We start from the raw sequence: 16,993 nt of genomic DNA, 5'->3' as shown, positions 1-16,993 counted from the left end.
TTGTCGCCCGACCAACGGTCGGGCGCTACATGTACATGGTAGGGCCCGACCGTTGGTCGGGCCACCGCACAGCATTACAGGGTGCGCGGCACTTCGATACGCTCGAAGCACTCGATCTGGTCACCCGGCTTGACGTCGTTGTAGGCCTTCACCGCGATACCGCATTCGGTACCGTTGCGGACTTCCTCGACGTTTTCCTTGAAGCGGCGCAGCGATTCCAGCTCGCCTTCGAAGATCACCACGCTGTCGCGCAGGACGCGGATCGGCTTGTTGCGCTTGACCACGCCCTCGATGACCATGCTGCCGGCGACGGCACCCAGCTTGGAGCTGCGGAAGACGTCGCGGACCTCGGCGATACCGATGATCTCTTCGCGGATCTCCACGCCCAGCAGACCGGAGGCCACCTGCTTCACCTGATCGATCACGTCATAGATGATCGAGAAGTAACGCAGGTCCACGCCGTTGGATTCGATGATGCGACGGGCCGAAGCATCCGCACGCACGTTGAAGCCGATGACGGTGGCCTTCGAAGCGGCAGCCGAATTGGCATCCGACTCGGTGATGCCGCCCACGCCGGAGTGGATCACGTTGATGCGGATGTCGTCGTTGGACAGCGCCACCAGGGCCTGGCTCAACGCCTGCACCGAACCCTGCACGTCGGCCTTGATGACCAGGTTGAGGACCTGCTGGCCCTCGCCCTTGCCCAGGGTCGCCATGATGTCTTCCATGCGGCTGCCAGCGGTGGCGACCAGGCGCGATTCGCGGCGCTTGGTCTCACGCTGCTGGGCAACGTCCTTGGCCAGACGCTCGTCGTCAACGACGACGAAGTCGTCACCGGCTTCCGGCACGCCGGACAGGCCCAGGACCTGCACCGGGATGGACGGACCAGCGAACTCCGGCTGCTTGCCGGTTTCGTCGAACAGCGCACGCACGCGGCCGTACTGGATGCCGCACACCAGGTAATCGCCCTTCTTCAGGCGGCCCTGCTGCACCAGCACCGTCGCGATCGGGCCACGACCCTTGTCCAGCGACGATTCGATGACCACGCCGTTGGCACGACCGTCGTCGACCGCCTTCAGTTCCAGCAGTTCAGCCTGGACCGAAACAGCTTCCAGCAGATCGTCGATGCCCAGGCCGGTCTTGGCCGAGATCTCCACCATCTGGGTGTCGCCACCGAAGTCTTCGGCCACGACCTGCTCGGAGAGCAGCTCGTTCTTGACCCGCATCGGGTCGGCACCGGACTTGTCGATCTTGTTGATCGCCACGATCAGCGGCACACCCGCCGAACGGGCGTGCTGGATCGCTTCCTTGGTCTGCGGCATGACGCCGTCATCGGCAGCCACGACCAGCACCACGATATCGGTCAGCTTGGCACCGCGGGCGCGCATCGAGGTGAACGCGGCGTGGCCCGGGGTATCCAGGAAGCTGATGACGCCCTTCGGCGTTTCAACGTGGTACGCACCGATGTGCTGGGTGATGCCGCCGGCTTCGCCGGTGGCGACCTTGGTGCGACGGATGTAATCCAGCAGCGAGGTCTTGCCGTGATCGACGTGGCCCATGATGGTGACCACCGGCGGACGCTGCACGGCCTCGCCCTGGTTCTCGCCAGCCGATGCCAACAGCGCGTCTTCAGCGTCGTTGTCGCTGGCGCGGATCGCCTTGTGACCCAGCTCTTCGGTGACCAGTGCCGCAGTGTCGTGGTCGATGGACTGGGTGATGGTGGCCATCACGCCCATCTTGAACAGCGCCTTCACCACCTCGCCGCCCTTCAGCGCGAGCTTCTGCGCCAGGTCGGCCACGGTGATGGTGTCGCCGATCGCCACTTCACGCACGACCGGTGCGGTCGGACGTTCGAAGGCGTGCGGGCCGGAGTTGCCACCGCCGCGCGACATGTCGCGACGGCCGGACGTCGGACGGCTGCCCGGGCGACCACGGTTGTTGCTGTTGTTGCTGTTGCCACGGCGCGCACGATCGGCGGCGGACAAGTGCATCTGACCGGCAAAGCGATCACCCGGGCCACGCTCGTTGCGCGGCGCGTTGCGATTGTTGCGGTCGTCGCTGCGCGGCGGCGCACTACGCGGAGCAGCCGGGGCTGCAGCCGGAGCACGCGGCGGGCGCGGCGCGGTTTCGTCGATCGGCGCGCGCACCTTGGGCTGGCTGGCAGCCAGGGCTTCGGCAGCCTTGGCGGCGACCGCAGCTTCCTCGGCCGCCTTCTTCTCGGCCTCGGCACGCTCCTTGGCAGCGACCTCTTCCTCGCGCTTGCGGACGATTTCCTCGTCACGCAGGCGGTCCTTCTCGGCCAGTGCCTGCTGCTCGGCGAGGTTGCGTGCGCGCGACTCTTCCAGCTTGCGCAGGATGTCGGCACGCTCTTCGTCCGGGGTCATCGCGCGACCACCATCGGCCTTGACGTAGGTGCGCTTCTGGCGCACTTCCACGTTCACGGTTGTCTTGCTGCGACCGGAATTGACCGTCACTTCCTGCTGCTTGCGACGGTTGAGGGTGATCTTCTTGGCAGACTGATCAGTCTCTTCCGGGGCCTGCTCGGGCTTGCCATGCGAACGACGAAGGAAGCCCAGGAGCTTCACTTTCTCGGAGCTGGTCACGACCTGGTCGGGACCGCTGAACTTCATGCCGGCACCAGCCAGCTGTTCCAGCAGTTTTTCGACCGGTGTATTGACCAGTTCAGCAAGCTTGCGGATGGTGGTTTGCTGCGACATTCGGATCCTATGATCTTGTGGGCGCCCCCCCGCATCTGGAGGTGGCGCGGATTCTACGCCCTGATCGGCTCAGGGCCCTGTTCATTGCCGGCTCATTCGCCGCGTTCCAGTCGGGCGATTTCCTCGGCACGCGCGGCCAGGATCAGCGCCGCGGCGCGCTCCTGGTCCAGCCCTTCGATGCCGAAGTCCATGACCTCGTCGGCGGCCAGGTCGGACAAGTCCTCGCTGGTACGCACGCCGTGGCCGGCCAACGCATATGCGGTGGCTTCGTCCATGCCCTTCAGGGACAGCAGGTCCTGCGCCGGCTGGCCGTCCTCCAGGCCTTCCTCGACTGCCAGGGCCTCATTGAGCAGCGCATCGCGGGCACGTGCGCGCAGCTCTTCGACGATGTCTTCGTCGAAACCTTCCACGGCCAGCAGTTCGCCGACCGGTACATATGCGATTTCCTCGACCGTGCCGAAGCCTTCGCTGACCAGGATGCCGGCGATTTCCTCGTCCACTTCCAGCTTGTCCATGAACAGCTGGCGAGCCGAAGCCTGCTCGGCTTCCGACTTGGCGGTCACCTGGTCCTGGGTCATCACGTTCAGCTGCCAACCGGTCAGGCGGCTGGCCAGGCGCACGTTCTGGCCGCCCTTGCCGATCGCCTGGGCCAGGCGGTCTTCAGCAACGGCCAGGTCCATCGAATGCTTGTCTTCATCGACGATGATCGACTGCACTTCGGCCGGCGCCATCGCGTTGATGACGAAGTTGGCCGGGTTCTCGTTCCACAGCACGATGTCCACGCGCTCGCCATTGAGCTCGTTGGACACGGCCTGCACGCGCGAACCACGCATGCCGATGCAGGCGCCGATCGGATCGGTGCGGGCATCGTGGGCGAGCACGGCGATCTTGGCGCGGTCGCCCGGATCGCGGGCGCACGCCTTGATTTCCACCAGGCCCTGGCCGACTTCCGGTACTTCCAGCTTGAACAGCTCGATCATGAATTCCGGCGCTGCGCGGCTGATGAACAGCTGCGGGCCACGCGGCTCCGAACGCACTTCGGCCAGGTAGCCGCGGACGCGGTCGCCGGCACGCAGGACATCACGCGGAATGCCCTTGTCCTTCGGAATGAAGCCTTCGGCGTTGCCGCCCAGGTCGACATAGATGTTGCCGCGCTCGGCGCGCTTGACCACACCGGTGATCAGCTCACCGACGCGATCGGCCCAGGCATCGACCACCTGCTGGCGCTCGGCTTCGCGCACACGCTGCACGATCACCTGCTTGGCGGCCTGGGCGGCGATGCGACCGAAGTCGGGGTTCTCGATCTGCTCTTCGATGTAATCGCCGACATCCACGCCTTCGGCTTCGTCGATGGCGTCCATCAGGCGGATCTGGCGATCCGGCGATTCCATCACTACGTCGTCGGCCACCACTTCCCAGCGGCGGAAGGTTTCGTAGTTGCCATCCTTGTGGTCGATGACCACGCGGGTCAGCACTTCCTCGTCGGGATAGCGCTTCTTCGCTGCCGAGGCCAGGGCGGCCTCGATGGCATCGAAGATCACTTCACGCGGCACGCCCTTCTCGTTGGCGACCGCGTCCACTACCAGCAACAGTTCCTTGCTCATTGGCTCACTCCGCGCGCGGCTTCTTTGCCGCCGGCTCGTTGGAAGAAGAATTCTTGTTCGGCTTCGGACGCTTCGGTGCCGGACCGGTCGGCTTGCTCGGGGCCAGCCCCAGCGCCACCCAGTCAGGCATGATCCGCGCCTTGTCGATGTTGTCGGCCGACACCACCAGTGCGGCGTTGTCGACGATGAAGGTGATGCTGCCCTGCGCCTCGTCGATCGCTTCGATGCGACCCTGCAGGCGACGACGGTTTTCCTGCGGCAGCTTCAGGGTGACCTTGGCCGATTCGCCGAGGTGACGACCGAACTGCTCCAGGTTGAACAGCGGGCGATCCACGCCCGGCGAAGACACTTCCAGCGTGTAATTGCCGCTGATCGGGTCTTCGACGTCCATCTGTGCGGACACTTCGCGGCTTACCCGCTCACAGTCGTCCACATTGATGATGCGCTCCGGCTGTTCCGCCAGCGGCACGTCGATGTAAAGGCGAAGGGTCGCACCGCCGGGGGCCGGCAGATACTCAACGCCCAGCAGCTCCAGGCCCAGCGACACAACGGTCGGGGCGAGCAGATTCGCGATGTCGGTTGCCTTGTCGCTCACAGCCTGCCTTGATCTCTTGGTTGGGTGCCGGCCTTGGCCAGCATGGAAACATGACGCCCCGAAAACGACGAAGGGCCCGCTGGGCCCCTTTTCCGGAAAGACTCCGGTGACTGGATTCCGGTTGCAACGCGCTGAACAAGCGTGCTGCGGCCCTCCTTCCGGGTGGATCTCCGATGGGGAGCGCCGCCGTCAGGGGTACTTCTAGGCCGCTGATGATAGCCCCTGCACCGCTCTGGTGCAAGGCTGCGGCCGTCCTGAAACCCTCCGCTGCACTCGCCGGGCATGGCCCGGCGCTACCGGGTGACCGCGCGATGGTAGCGCCGGGCCATGCCCGGCGGATCGGCGGAAGCCGCAAAGAAAAACGCCCTCGAAGCAGAGCTTCGAAGGCGCATTCTTTACTTGGTAGCGGGGGCAGGATTTGAACCTGCGACCTTCGGGTTATGAGCCCGACGAGCTGCCAGACTGCTCCACCCCGCATCAGAAGCGGAATTATGAGGGATAACTTCAAAACCTGCAAGCTTTTCCTCATTCATCGAATTGGTTGGCGCCGATTCGATGTGTTGGTAGCGGGGGCAGGATTTGAACCTGCGACCTTCGGGTTATGAGCCCGACGAGCTGCCAGACTGCTCCACCCCGCACCGGAAGTGTTTGAACCGCTGCCCCACTCTGGCGAGGGAGGCGCTCCGCAACGATGTTCTGGCTGAACCGCTGCAGTGACAACTCAAGCTGCGTATATTACACGAATCGCGCAGCTTTGTGTCAACTTTTATGCAAGATGCGCAAATGCCTGCTGGCACCAGACCATGATCGGGTTCCAGGCCAGGCCGAGCGCCAGCAATGCCAGTGCGTTCACGCCCAGCACGACACCCAGCACGCGATCCTTGCTGCGCGGCATGGCCTCGCCCACCGGCTCATCGAAGTACATGACCTTGATGACACGCAGGTAGTAGAAGCAGCCGACCACGGCACACAGCACGCCCAGGATCGCCAGCCACAGCAGGCCGCCATTGATGGCAGCGCCGAGCACGGCCAGCTTGGTCCAGAAACCGAGGAACGGCGGAATGCCTGCCAGCGACGCCATGATGCACAGCACCAGGCCGGCCATCCACGGGTTGCGGGCGTTCAGGCCCTTGAAGTCCTCGATGTTCTCGGCCTCGAAGCCGGCGCGCGACAGCGCGATGATCGCGCCGAAAGCAGCAGTCGACATGATCGCGTAGGCCAGTGCGTAGAACAGCGCGGCCGCATAGCCCTGCGAACCGCCGCCGGCGATGCCCATCAGCAGGAAGCCGATATGCGAGACCGTGGAGAACGCCAGCATGCGCTTGAGGTTGCTCTGCGCAATGGCCATCAGGTTGCCGATCACCAGCGAGACCGCGGCCAGGCCGGCGATCAGCAGCTGCAGTTCGGTGGACAGCGGGCCCACGCCCATTTCCAGCAGGCGGTAGGCCATGCCGAAAGCGGCCAGCTTCGGCGCCGAGCTGATGAACAGCGCGACCGGCGCCGGGGCACCCTGGTACACGTCGGGCAGCCACATGTGGAACGGTGCGGCACCCAGCTTGAAGGCAACGCCGGCAATCATGAACACCGCGCCGGTGACCAGCAGCACGCGCTCTTCCGAGTGCGGGATGGCGGCCTGGATGGCGTCCAGGTGCAGGCTGCCGGTGGCGCCGTAGATCAGCGACATGCCGTACAGCAGCAGGCCCGAGGCCAGCGAACCGAGCACGATGTACTTCATCGCCGCTTCCGAGGCCAGGCCGTTGTCACGGTTGCTGGCAACCAGTGCGTAGGAGCACAGGGCCAGCAGTTCCAGGCCCAGGTACACCATCAGCAGGCTGCCGGCGGACACCAGGATCATCATGCCGGCGGTGCCGAACAGGATCAGCACCGGAATCTCGCCCTGGAACAGCTTGCGCTCGCGCAGGTAGCCCCAGCCGTAGATCAGGGTCAGGCCGCTGAGCAGCACGATCCCAGTCTTCATCACGTCCGCGGCGGTATCGCGCACGAACATGCCATGGAAGACCTCCCCCTGCCCGCCCACGCCGGTGGCCAGCATGAACAGCACCACGGCCAGTGCGGCGACCGAGAACAGGTGGGTGACGATCTTGTTCCGTTCGCTGACGAACAGGTCGAGGATCATCAGGGCGAAGGCACTGCCGATCAGCACCAGCTCGGGAGCGAGCGGTGGCAGGTCAGCAGCGGTCAGTGGCAGCAGCGGCGAGGTGGTCATCATCAAATCCTGGAATTACAGCAACTTGCTGGATGCGATCTGCATCGCCAGCTTTGCGATCGAGGGCTCCATCAGGTCGGTCAGCGGCTTGGGGTAGATGCCCAGGGCCAGTACGCCAATGGCGAACACGCCCAGCACCAGCCATTCGCGGCCGTTGATGTCCTTCAGTTCGGCGACGTGGCTGTTGGCCACCTCACCGAAGAAGATGCGCTTGTACAGCCACAGGGTGTAGGCCGCACCGATGATCAGGGTGGTGGCTGCGCCCAGGGCGATCCACGGGTTCCGCTGGAACGCCGACAGGATGACCATGAATTCACCGACGAAACCGCTGGTGCCCGGCAGGCCGGCGTTGGCCATGAAGAACAGCATGGCGAACGTGGCGAACCACGGCATCACGTTGACCACGCCGCCGTAATCGGCGATGCGGCGGCTGTGCATGCGGTCGTACAGCACGCCGACGCACGAGAACATCGCGCCGGACACGAAGCCGTGCGAGATCATCTGCACCATGGCGCCCTGCAGGCCCAGGCGGGCCGCATCGACGTTGCCGGCTTCACGCACCAGCCACAGGGCGATGAAGGTTCCCAGGGTGACAAAGCCCATGTGCGCGATCGACGAATAGGCGATCAGCTTCTTCATGTCGTCCTGCACCAGGGCGACCAGGCCGACGTAGATCACTGCGATCAGCGACAGCGCGATGACCAGCCATGCCCATTCCTGCGAGGCATCGGGAACGATCGGCAGGTTGAAGCGCAGGAAGCCGTAGCCACCGATCTTCAGCGCGATGGCGGCCAGGATCACCGAACCGGCGGTCGGCGCTTCCACGTGCGCGTCCGGCAGCCAGGTATGCACCGGGAACATCGGCACCTTGACCGCGAACGCGATCAGGAAGGCGAAGAAGATCCAGGTCTGTTCCTTGCCCGACAGCTGCAGTGCGTAGAGGTCGGCCAGCTGGAAGCTGCCGCCCTTCATGTACAGGTAGATCAGCGCCACCAGCATCAGCACCGAGCCGAGGAAGGTGTACAGGAAGAACTTCAGTGCGGCGTAGATGCGACGCGGGCCACCCCAGACACCGATGATCAGGAACATCGGGATCAGCATCGCCTCGAAGAACACGTAGAACAGCATCGCGTCCGTGGCGGCGAAGATGCCGACGGTGACACCTTCCAGGATCAGGAAAGCGGCCACGTACTGGTTCACGCGCTTGTCGATCGCGCTCCAGGCGCCGATCAGGGCGAGCACGCTGACCAGCGTGGTGAGCAGGATCAGCGCTACGGCGATGCCGTCCACGCCCAGGTTGTAGCCGATGTTGTAGGTCGGGATCCAGGCGTGGGTCTCGACGAACTGCAGCGCGTCGATGCCCGGGTTGTAGCCGCCCAGCAGCGACAGACTCGCCACGAAGGTCAGCACCGCGACGCCCAGCGACGCCCAGCGGGCGGTCTGCGCATCACGGATCGCAAGGATCAGGGCACCGCCGAGGATCGGCAGCCAGATGAGGACACTGAGTAGAGGCCAGTTCGACACGTCTTCTTATTCCGTACAGGTCATCAACGCAGGTAATGCATCAGCACGCCCAGGAGGGCAATCAGGCCGATGATCATCGCGAAGGCGTAGTGATAGAGGAAACCGGATTGGGTACGGCGCAGCACGCTGGCTGCGACGTCCACAACACGTGCCGAGAGATTGACCACGCCGTCGACGATGTTGCTGTCGATCCAGCGCGAGACCTTGCCCAGCTTGACACTGCCACCGGCAAAGCCATCGATCCACAGCTTGTCGAAGCCGTACTTGTTTTCCAGCACGGACACCACCGGGGAGAAGGTCTTGCGTGCCTTGCCCGACAGGTCCGGCTTCCACAGGTAGAACAACGCAGCCAGCAGGAAGCCTGCCAAGGTCAGCCAGAACGGCGGCAGCATCATGCCGTGCAGCGCGAACGCCACCGGACCATGGAACTCCTCGCCCAGGAAGGCCACGGTGTTCTTGGCCGGATCGTAGAAATCGACGATGCCGGTGAAGAACGTGTTGACCTGGCCCTTGATCGCCACATGGGCGTGGTGACCGGCCCAGTCGGTGCCGTGCAGCATCGGACCGATGCTGAAGAAACCGATGGCGATCGACGGGATGGCCAGCAGGATCAGCGGCAGCGTCACCACCCACGGGGTTTCATGCGGCTCATGCGGACCGTGGCCATGGCCGTGGTCGTCATGCGCGTCGGCATGATGTGCATCGGCAGCATGGTGGTCGTCATGACCATGGCCATGATCGTCGTGCGCATCGCGGAAGCGTTCCTTGCCGTGGAAGGTCAGGAACAGCAGGCGGAAGCTGTAGAAGCTGGTCACCAGCACGCCACCCAGCACCGCCCAGTAGCCATAGGTGGCCACCCAGCTGTTCTGCATGTGGGCGTGGATCTCTGCGGCCTCGATGATGGTGTCCTTCGAGTAGAAGCCGGAGAAGAACGGCGTACCGACCAGAGCCAGGGTACCGATCCACATGGTGATGAAGGTGATCGGCATGTACTTGCGCAGGCCGCCCATCTTGCGCATGTCCTGCTCGTGGTGCATCGCGATGATGACCGAGCCGGCACCCAGGAACAGCAGCGCCTTGAAGAAGGCGTGGGTCATCAGGTGGAACACGGCAGCGGAGTACGCCGACACGCCCAGCGCCACGGTCATGTAACCCAGCTGGGACAGCGTGGAGTACGCGACGACGCGCTTGATGTCGTTCTGCACGATGCCGATCAGGCCGGTGAAGAACGCGGTGGTGGCACCGATGAACAGGATGAAGTTCAACGCGGTCTGCGACAGCTCGAACAGCGGCGACATGCGGGTGACCATGAAGATACCGGCGGTCACCATCGTCGCGGCGTGGATCAGTGCCGAGATCGGGGTCGGGCCTTCCATCGAATCAGGCAGCCAGACGTGCAGCGGAACCTGGGCCGACTTGCCCATCGCACCGATGAACAGGCCGATGCAGATGACGGTGGCGATCGACCAGATCACCGGCTCGTTCAGCAGCTGCATGCCGAACATGGTGCCGTCCCAGATCTGCAGCTGGGCGCGCGGGTCGGCGAGCATGCCGGCCTGCGAGAACACCTGCGAGTAGTCCAGGGTACCGAACACCCACAGCACGCCGGCGATGCCCAGCAGGAAGCCGAAGTCACCGACGCGGTTGACCAGGAACGCCTTCATGTTGGCGAAGATCGCGGTCGGGCGCTTGAACCAGAAACCGATCAGCAGGTACGACACCAGACCCACTGCTTCCCAGCCGAAGAACAGCTGCAGGAAGTTGTTGCTCATCACCAGGGTGAGCATCGAGAAGGTGAACAGCGAGATGTAGCTGAAGAACCGCTGGTAACCCGGATCATCCTGCATGTAGCCGATCGTGTAGATGTGGACCAGCAGCGACACGAAGGTCACCACCACCATCATCATCGCGGTCAGCTTGTCGACCATGAAGCCGACATGGGCCGAGTACTGGCCGACTTCGAAGAACGTGTACAGGTTCTGGTTGAACGGCTGCGCCCCGCCCCACAGCAGCTGGTAGAGCGTGTGCATCGACAGGCCGCAGGCAACCGCGACACCGAGGATCGTGATGGTCTGCGCGCCGAAGCGCTTGACCTGGCGACCGAACAGGCCGGCGATGATGCTGCCGAACAGCGGTGCAAGCACCACTGCGATCAACAGACTCTTGGAGAGAGTGATTTCCATCTGTGGATCAGCCCTTCAACGAATCGACTTCGCCGACATTGATCGTGCGGCGTGTACGGAACAGGGTCACCAGGATCGCCAGGCCGATGGCGGCCTCGGCAGCAGCCACGGTCAGGATGAAGAACACGAACAGCTGGCCGGCCGTGTCCCCCAGTTCCCGGGAGAACCCGACGAAATTGATGTTGACCGACAGCAGCATCAACTCGATGGACATCAGCAGGACGATGATGTTCTTTCGGTTGAGGAAGATGCCGGCGAGGCTGATGCAGAACAGCACCGCGCCCAGCGCCAAGATGTGGCCCAGAGTGATCGAGATCATGCCTTGGTCTCCTCGTCGCCCGCGGCCGGCGTGCTGTTGCTGTGGATCTGCGGCTGTTCGGCGTCCATCTTGACCATGCGCAGGCGGTCGTGTGCCTTGACCATGGTCTGCTGCGACGGGTTCTGCGTCTTCAGGCCTTCACGACGGCGCAGGGTCAGCATCACCGCGGCGACCACGGCCACGGTCAGGATGACGGCGGCGAACTCGAACGGCAGCAGGTACTCGGTGAACAGGCTGCGTGCCAGCCAGGTGACGTTGGAACTGTCGGCGGCGAGCGCGGCGGCGTTGTCGGCCGGGAACGGGTTGACCGTCCTGCCCTTCACGCCGATCAGGATCAGCATCTGCACCAGCATCGCCACGGCCACGATCAGGCCGACCGGCAGGTAGCGCACCCAGCCTTCACGCAGCTTGTCCGGATCGATGTCGAGCATCATCACCACGAACAGGAACAACACCATCACCGCACCAACGTAGACCAGCACCAGTGCCACGCCGAGGAACTCGGCGCCGACCAGCAGCCACACGCAGGCGATGGAGAAGAAGGTCAGCACCAGGCACAGGACAGCGTGCACGGGGTTGCGCACGCTGATCACCGCACCGGCCGAAACCGTTGCCGCGATGGCGAAGACCCAGAAAGCGATATTTACCCAATCCATCTCTCGACCTCAGCGGTAAGCGGCATCGGCGGCACGACGCTCGGCGATCTCGGATTCGAGACGGTCGCCCAGGGCCAGCAGCTGCGGCTTGGTAACGATGTTTTCGCCACGATTCTCGAAGTGGTACTCGAGGATGTGGGTCTCGACGATCGAGTCCACCGGGCAGCTTTCCTCACAGAAGCCGCAGAAGATGCACTTGAACAGATCGATGTCGTAGCGCGTGGTACGGCGGGTGCCGTCCTCGCGCTTGGCCGAATCGATGGTGATGGCCAATGCCGGGCACACCGCTTCGCACAGCTTGCAGGCGATGCAGCGCTCTTCACCGTTGGGATAACGGCGCAGGGCATGCAGGCCACGGAAGCGCGGCGACTGCGGGAACTTCTCCATCGGGTACATCATCGTGTACTTCGGCTTGAAGCTGTACTTCAGCGTCAGCCAGAGACCGGCCAGCAGTTCGAGCAGCAGCAGGCTCTTGAAGTAATGGGTAATCCTGTTCATCACTTAGACGCCCTTTTGAATCACGCCGAAGAACACCATGACGGCGGTAACCGCGATCCAGAAAATGGTCAGCGGGATGAAGACCTTCCAGCCCAGGCGCATGATCTGGTCATAGCGGAAGCGCGGGAAGCTTGCTCGGAACCAGATGTAGGCGCTGGCGAAGAAGAAGACCTTGACGAACAGCCACGGCCAGCCGCCCTTCCAGATCCAGTCGATGAACGGCGAGATCTCGCCCGGGTTGACCCAGCCCTGGATCGGGCTCAGCCAGCCGCCGAGGAAGAAGATCGAGATCAGGAAGCTGATCAGGATCATGTTCGCGTATTCGGCCAGGAAGAACAGGGCGAACGCACCGCCGGAATACTCGACCATGTGGCCGGCGACGATTTCCGACTCGCCTTCCACGACGTCGAACGGCGCGCGGTTGGTCTCGGCAACGCCGGACACCCAGTACACGATGAACAGCGGGAACAGCGGCAACAGGAACCAGTCGAAGAAACCGGAGTTGCCAGCTTGGGCCATCACGATGTTGCTGAGATTGAGGCTGCCCGAAGCGATCATCACGCCGACCAGGGCGAAGCCCATCGCGATTTCGTAGCTGATCATCTGCGCCGAGGCGCGCATGGCACCCAGGAACGCATACTTCGAGTTGGAGGCCCAACCGGCGAGGATGATGCCGTAGATGCCCAACGAGGTCATCGCCAGCAGGTACAGCAGGCCGGCGTTGGCGTTGGACAGCACCAGCTGCGAATCGAAGGGCACCACCGCCCAGGCCGCAAAGGCCGGGGCAAGGGTGATCAGCGGTGCCAGCAGGTAGATCGCCTTGTTGGCGCTGCTCGGCTGGACCACTTCCTTGAACAGCAGCTTGAAGACGTCGGCGAAGGCCTGGAAGATGCCCATGCCCACGTACATCGGTCCGTGGCGGACGTGCATCCAGCCGATCAGCTTGCGTTCCCAGACCACGTAGAAGGCCACCGAGACGATCACCGGAACGGTGATCACCAGGATCTTCAGGATGATCCAGATCAGCGCGCCGATGTCACCCAGGCCAAGCAGCCACTGGTGCAGCGGATCGACCGCGTTAATCAGCAATTCGTTCATGCAGCCACCACCGAAACACGAGCGGCACCCAGCGGCGCGGTTGCGCCGTGGCCCGATTCAATCCAGACCGAACCCGCAGCGACGCGGGCGTCGACCACCACCGGCAGGGTGGCCTTGCCGGCATCGGTGCCGACCTTGGCCATCTGCCCTTCCTGCAGCTGCAGGCGGGCGGCATCGTCAGCGTTGAGCACGATGCGCGGGGCGTTGTTGAGCGGATGCGACTGCAGCGCCGGGGCGCGACGGACCACCGCATCGGTGCGGTAGATCGCAGCGGTCGAGGCCACTTCCATGCCCTCGCCCGCCAGCACCGGCTGTGCCGAAGCGGACACCTGCACGTTCACCGGTGCCAGGCTGGCGCGCAGGCCGGCCAGGTCGATGAACTCGAAACCGGCCACGGCCAGCTCACCGCCGAGTGCACGCAGCACGCGCCAGCCCTCGCGGGCCTCGCCCGGCAACTTGCCGCCGGCACGCGCCGACTGCTCGCGACCATCGAGGTTGGTCAGGGTGGCATCGATTTCCGGCAGCGCACCGATCGGCAGGATCACGTCGGCAACGTCGCGGGTCGAGGCGCAGGCGAACTGGCTGAAGGCCACCACCTGTGCGCCGACCAGCGCCTTGCGCGCGGCCGGAGCATCGGCGAAGTCCAGGCCCGGTTCCAGGCCGTAGACCACGTAGGCCTTGCGCGGATCGGCCAGCATCGCAGCGACGTCCTTGCCGGCCGGCAGTACGCCGGCGCGGGTCAGGCCGATCGCATTGGCGCCCTGCGGGATGCGGCACAGCTTGGCACCGGTGGCGGCGGCGAAATCACGCGCAGCGGCGCGGATCGCGGCAGCCTGCGGATGGTTCTCGGCGATGCCACCGACGATCAGCACCGTATTGGTACCGCCCTGCACCGCCGAACGCAGCTCGGCGTTGGCCAGCGCATCGGCGAACTTCGACGGAGCCACGATCTGCTTGCCGGCAACGCTGAACGCGAAGTCGAAGTCGACCGGGTTGACCACGTGGATCTTCGCGCCGTTCTGGGTCTGCGCCTTGCGCAGGCGGGCGTGCAGCAACGGCAGCTCGTGGCGGATGTTGCTGCCGAGCACGACGATGCGGTCCGCGCCTTCGATCTCGGCCAGCGGCAGGCCGAACACTTCGGCAGTGGCGGCGTCGGAGAAGTCGCGGTTGTTGATGCGGTGGTCGATGTTGGCCGAACCCAGGCCGGTGGCCAGGCGGGCCAGCAGTGCGCCCTCTTCGTTCGACGTCGACGGGTGCACCAACACGCCCAGGTTGTCGCCCTGGTTGGCCTTGAGGATCTCGGCGGCCGCGGCCAGGCCTTCAGCCCAGCTCACTTCCTTCCACTCGCCGTTGACCTTGCGCAGCGGCTTGACCGCACGGTCTTCGCTGTACAGGCCCTGGTGCGAATAACGGTCACGATCGGACAGCCAGCACTCGTTGACCGCCTCGTTGTCGCGCGGCACGGTACGCAGCACTTCGCCGCGACGTACGTGCAGGAACAGGTTCGAGCCCATCGCGTCGTGGTAGCCCAGCGATTCGCGCGCGGTCAGTTCCCACGGACGGGCGCGGAACTGGAACACCTTGTTGGTCAGCGCGCCGACCGGGCACACGTCGACGACGTTGCCCGAAAGCTCGGTGGTCAGCGGCTTGCCGTCGTAGGTGCCGATCTGCAGGTTTTCACCGCGGTACATGCCACCCAGTTCATAGGTACCGGCAACGTCGGCGGTGAAGCGCACGCAGCGGGTGCACTGGATGCAGCGGGTCATCTCGGTGGCGACCAGCGGGCCCATGTCCTCGTCGGCCACCACGCGCTTGCGCTCGTTGAAGCGGCTGACCGAACGGCCGTAGCCCAGCGACACGTCCTGCAGTTCGCACTCGCCGCCCTGATCGCAGATCGGGCAATCCAGCGGGTGGTTGATCAGCAGGAACTCCATCACCGAGCGCTGGAACTTCAGCGCCTTTTCACTGCGGGTGGCGACCTTCATGCCTTCCATCACCGGCGTGGCGCAGGCCGGTGCCGGCTTCGGCGACTTTTCCACATCCACCAGGCACATGCGGCAGTTGGCAGCGATCGGCAGCTTCTCGTGGTAGCAGAAGCGCGGAATCGAAATGCCCGCCTTGTCGGCGGCCTGGATGATCATCGAACCCTTGGGCACGACCAGCGACTTGCCATCGATCTCGATGGTGACGTGGTCCGGTGGCACGCTGGGATTTATGGGTTGCGCGCTCATGCAGCGGCTGCCTCCACCTTCTTGCCGTCAACCATCGAATGACCGTTGACGATGTAGTACTCGAATTCGTCCCAGAACTGGCGCAGGAAGCCCTGGATGGGCCATGCCGCCGCTTCGCCGAACGCACAGATGGTATGGCCTTCGATCTGGCCGGCCACGGTCTTCAACTGGTGCAGGTCTTCCATCGTGGCCTTGCCGGCGACGATGCGCTCCAGCACGCGGTGCATCCAGCCGGTACCTTCGCGGCACGGGGTGCACTGGCCACAGGATTCCTTGTGGAAGAACTGGCTGATGCGGCAGGCGAACTTGACGCAGCAGACGCTGTCATCCAGCACCACGACCGCACCGGAGCCCAGGCCGGAGCCCAGCGCACGGATGGTGTCGTAGTCCATCGGCAGGCCCTTCAGCTCGGCCGCGGTCAGCACCGGCATGGACACGCCGCCCGGGATCGCGCCCTTGAGCTTGCGACCCGGCTTGAGGCCGCCGGCCATTTCCAGCAGGTCGTCGAAGGTGGTGCCCAGCGGCACTTCGAAATTGCCGCCCTTCTGCACGCAGCCGGACACCGAGAAGCACTTCGGGCCGCCATTGGCGGTCAGGCTCAGGCCCTTGAACCACTCCGGACCATTGCGGATGATCGCCGGCACCGAACCGTAGGTTTCGGTGTTGTTGATCGTCGACGGCTTGCCATACAGGCCGAAATTGGCCGGGAACGGCGGCTTGTAGCGCGGCTGGCCCTTTTTGCCTTCCAGCGATTCCATCAGCGCGGTTTCTTCGCCGCAGATGTAAGCGCCGGCACCCAGGGCGCCGTAGATGTCGATATCCACGCCCGAGCCCAGCACGTTCTTGCCCAGCCAGCCGTTTGCATAGGCATCGGCCAGGGCCTGCTCGAAGTGCTCGAACGGCTCGTGGTGGAATTCACCGCGCAGGTAGTTGTAGCCCACGGTCGAACCGGTGGCGTAGCAGGCAATCGCCATGCCTTCGACCACCGAATGCGGGTTGTAGCGCAGGATGTCGCGATCCTTGCAGGTGCCCGGCTCGGATTCATCCGAGTTGCAGAGGATGTACTTCTGCACGTTGCCCTTGGGCATGAAGGACCACTTCAGGCCGGTCGGGAAACCGGCGCCGCCGCGGCCGCGCAGGCCCGAGGCCTTGACCATCTCGATGACCTGCTCCGGCGGGATCTTCTCTTCGAGGATCTTGCGCAGGGCAGCGTAGCCACCGGTCTTCAGATAGCTTTCGTACGACCACGGGGTGTCGTAATGCAGGGTGGTGTAGACCACCTGGTGCGGCAGCGGCGCGGGGCCGACCGGACCCTTGGATTCGTGGTGATGTGCCATGCCC

12 protein-coding genes and 2 tRNA genes are annotated in these 16,993 nt (G+C 64.2%); all 14 read right to left on the bottom strand.

Annotation, left to right across the window (positions count from 1 at the left end; translation table 11 throughout):
* Window positions 1–74 precede the first annotated feature (74 nt).
* Window positions 75–2,717 carry a translation initiation factor IF-2 gene (gene infB / locus LC407_RS11085; protein ID WP_025876227.1) on the bottom strand — a complete coding sequence of 881 codons (2,643 nt, stop codon included), beginning with the start codon at window positions 2,715–2,717 and terminating at the stop codon, window positions 75–77.
* Window positions 2,718–2,809: 92 nt separating this feature from the next.
* A complete protein-coding gene (nusA, locus tag LC407_RS11080) occupies window positions 2,810–4,321 on the bottom strand; it encodes a transcription termination factor NusA (RefSeq protein ID WP_025876225.1) in 1,512 nt (503 codons plus the stop codon).
* 4 nt (window positions 4,322–4,325) lie between these two features.
* Window positions 4,326–4,916 (bottom strand): ribosome maturation factor RimP, encoded by a 591-nt coding sequence (rimP, locus tag LC407_RS11075; protein ID WP_025876223.1) that lies wholly within the window; start codon window positions 4,914–4,916, stop codon window positions 4,326–4,328.
* Between the two features lie 400 nt (window positions 4,917–5,316).
* Window positions 5,317–5,393: transfer RNA gene (locus LC407_RS11070), tRNA-Met, on the bottom strand.
* 84 nt (window positions 5,394–5,477) lie between these two features.
* A tRNA-Met gene (locus tag LC407_RS11065) sits at window positions 5,478–5,554 on the bottom strand.
* A 128-nt stretch (window positions 5,555–5,682) separates the two neighbouring features.
* Window positions 5,683–7,143 (bottom strand): NADH-quinone oxidoreductase subunit NuoN, encoded by a 1,461-nt coding sequence (nuoN, locus tag LC407_RS11060; protein ID WP_025876222.1) that lies wholly within the window; start codon window positions 7,141–7,143, stop codon window positions 5,683–5,685.
* Between the two features lie 15 nt (window positions 7,144–7,158).
* A complete protein-coding gene (locus tag LC407_RS11055; RefSeq protein ID WP_025876221.1) occupies window positions 7,159–8,667 on the bottom strand; it encodes an NADH-quinone oxidoreductase subunit M in 1,509 nt (502 codons plus the stop codon).
* A 23-nt stretch (window positions 8,668–8,690) separates the two neighbouring features.
* Entirely contained in the window at window positions 8,691–10,850 is a 2,160-nt protein-coding gene (gene nuoL / locus LC407_RS11050) for an NADH-quinone oxidoreductase subunit L (RefSeq protein ID WP_223482829.1), read from the bottom strand.
* A gap of 7 nt (window positions 10,851–10,857) precedes the next feature.
* The gene (nuoK, locus tag LC407_RS11045) at window positions 10,858–11,169 is read right to left on the bottom strand and encodes an NADH-quinone oxidoreductase subunit NuoK (RefSeq protein ID WP_032951897.1); all 312 of its coding nucleotides are present in this window, start codon (window positions 11,167–11,169) and stop codon (window positions 10,858–10,860) included.
* Window positions 11,166–11,825 carry an NADH-quinone oxidoreductase subunit J gene (locus LC407_RS11040; protein WP_025876216.1) on the bottom strand — a complete coding sequence of 220 codons (660 nt, stop codon included), beginning with the start codon at window positions 11,823–11,825 and terminating at the stop codon, window positions 11,166–11,168. The genes nuoK and LC407_RS11040 overlap by 4 nt, the downstream gene beginning before the upstream one ends.
* A 9-nt stretch (window positions 11,826–11,834) precedes the next feature.
* Complete coding sequence (nuoI, locus tag LC407_RS11035) at window positions 11,835–12,323, bottom strand: NADH-quinone oxidoreductase subunit NuoI (protein WP_005417924.1); 489 nt, start codon at window positions 12,321–12,323, stop codon at window positions 11,835–11,837.
* A gap of 3 nt (window positions 12,324–12,326) precedes the next feature.
* Entirely contained in the window at window positions 12,327–13,421 is a 1,095-nt protein-coding gene (nuoH, locus tag LC407_RS11030) for an NADH-quinone oxidoreductase subunit NuoH (protein ID WP_132824585.1), read from the bottom strand.
* On the bottom strand, window positions 13,418–15,652 hold the full coding sequence (gene nuoG / locus LC407_RS11025; RefSeq protein ID WP_025876207.1) for an NADH-quinone oxidoreductase subunit NuoG: 2,235 nt from the start codon (window positions 15,650–15,652) through the stop codon (window positions 13,418–13,420). The genes nuoH and nuoG overlap by 4 nt, the downstream gene beginning before the upstream one ends.
* Window positions 15,649–16,989: an NADH-quinone oxidoreductase subunit NuoF gene (gene nuoF, locus LC407_RS11020; RefSeq protein ID WP_025876206.1), complete on the bottom strand. Its 1,341-nt coding sequence runs from the start codon at window positions 16,987–16,989 to the stop codon at window positions 15,649–15,651. Before nuoF ends, nuoG begins: the two co-directional genes overlap by 4 nt.
* Between the last annotated feature and the right edge of the window lie 4 nt (window positions 16,990–16,993).

Origin of the sequence: Stenotrophomonas sp. OVS01A, assembly GCF_019969775.1 — a bacterium.
GTDB lineage: Bacteria > Pseudomonadota > Gammaproteobacteria > Xanthomonadales > Xanthomonadaceae > Stenotrophomonas > Stenotrophomonas indicatrix.
This window is presented reverse-complemented; position numbering and strand designations above follow the sequence as displayed.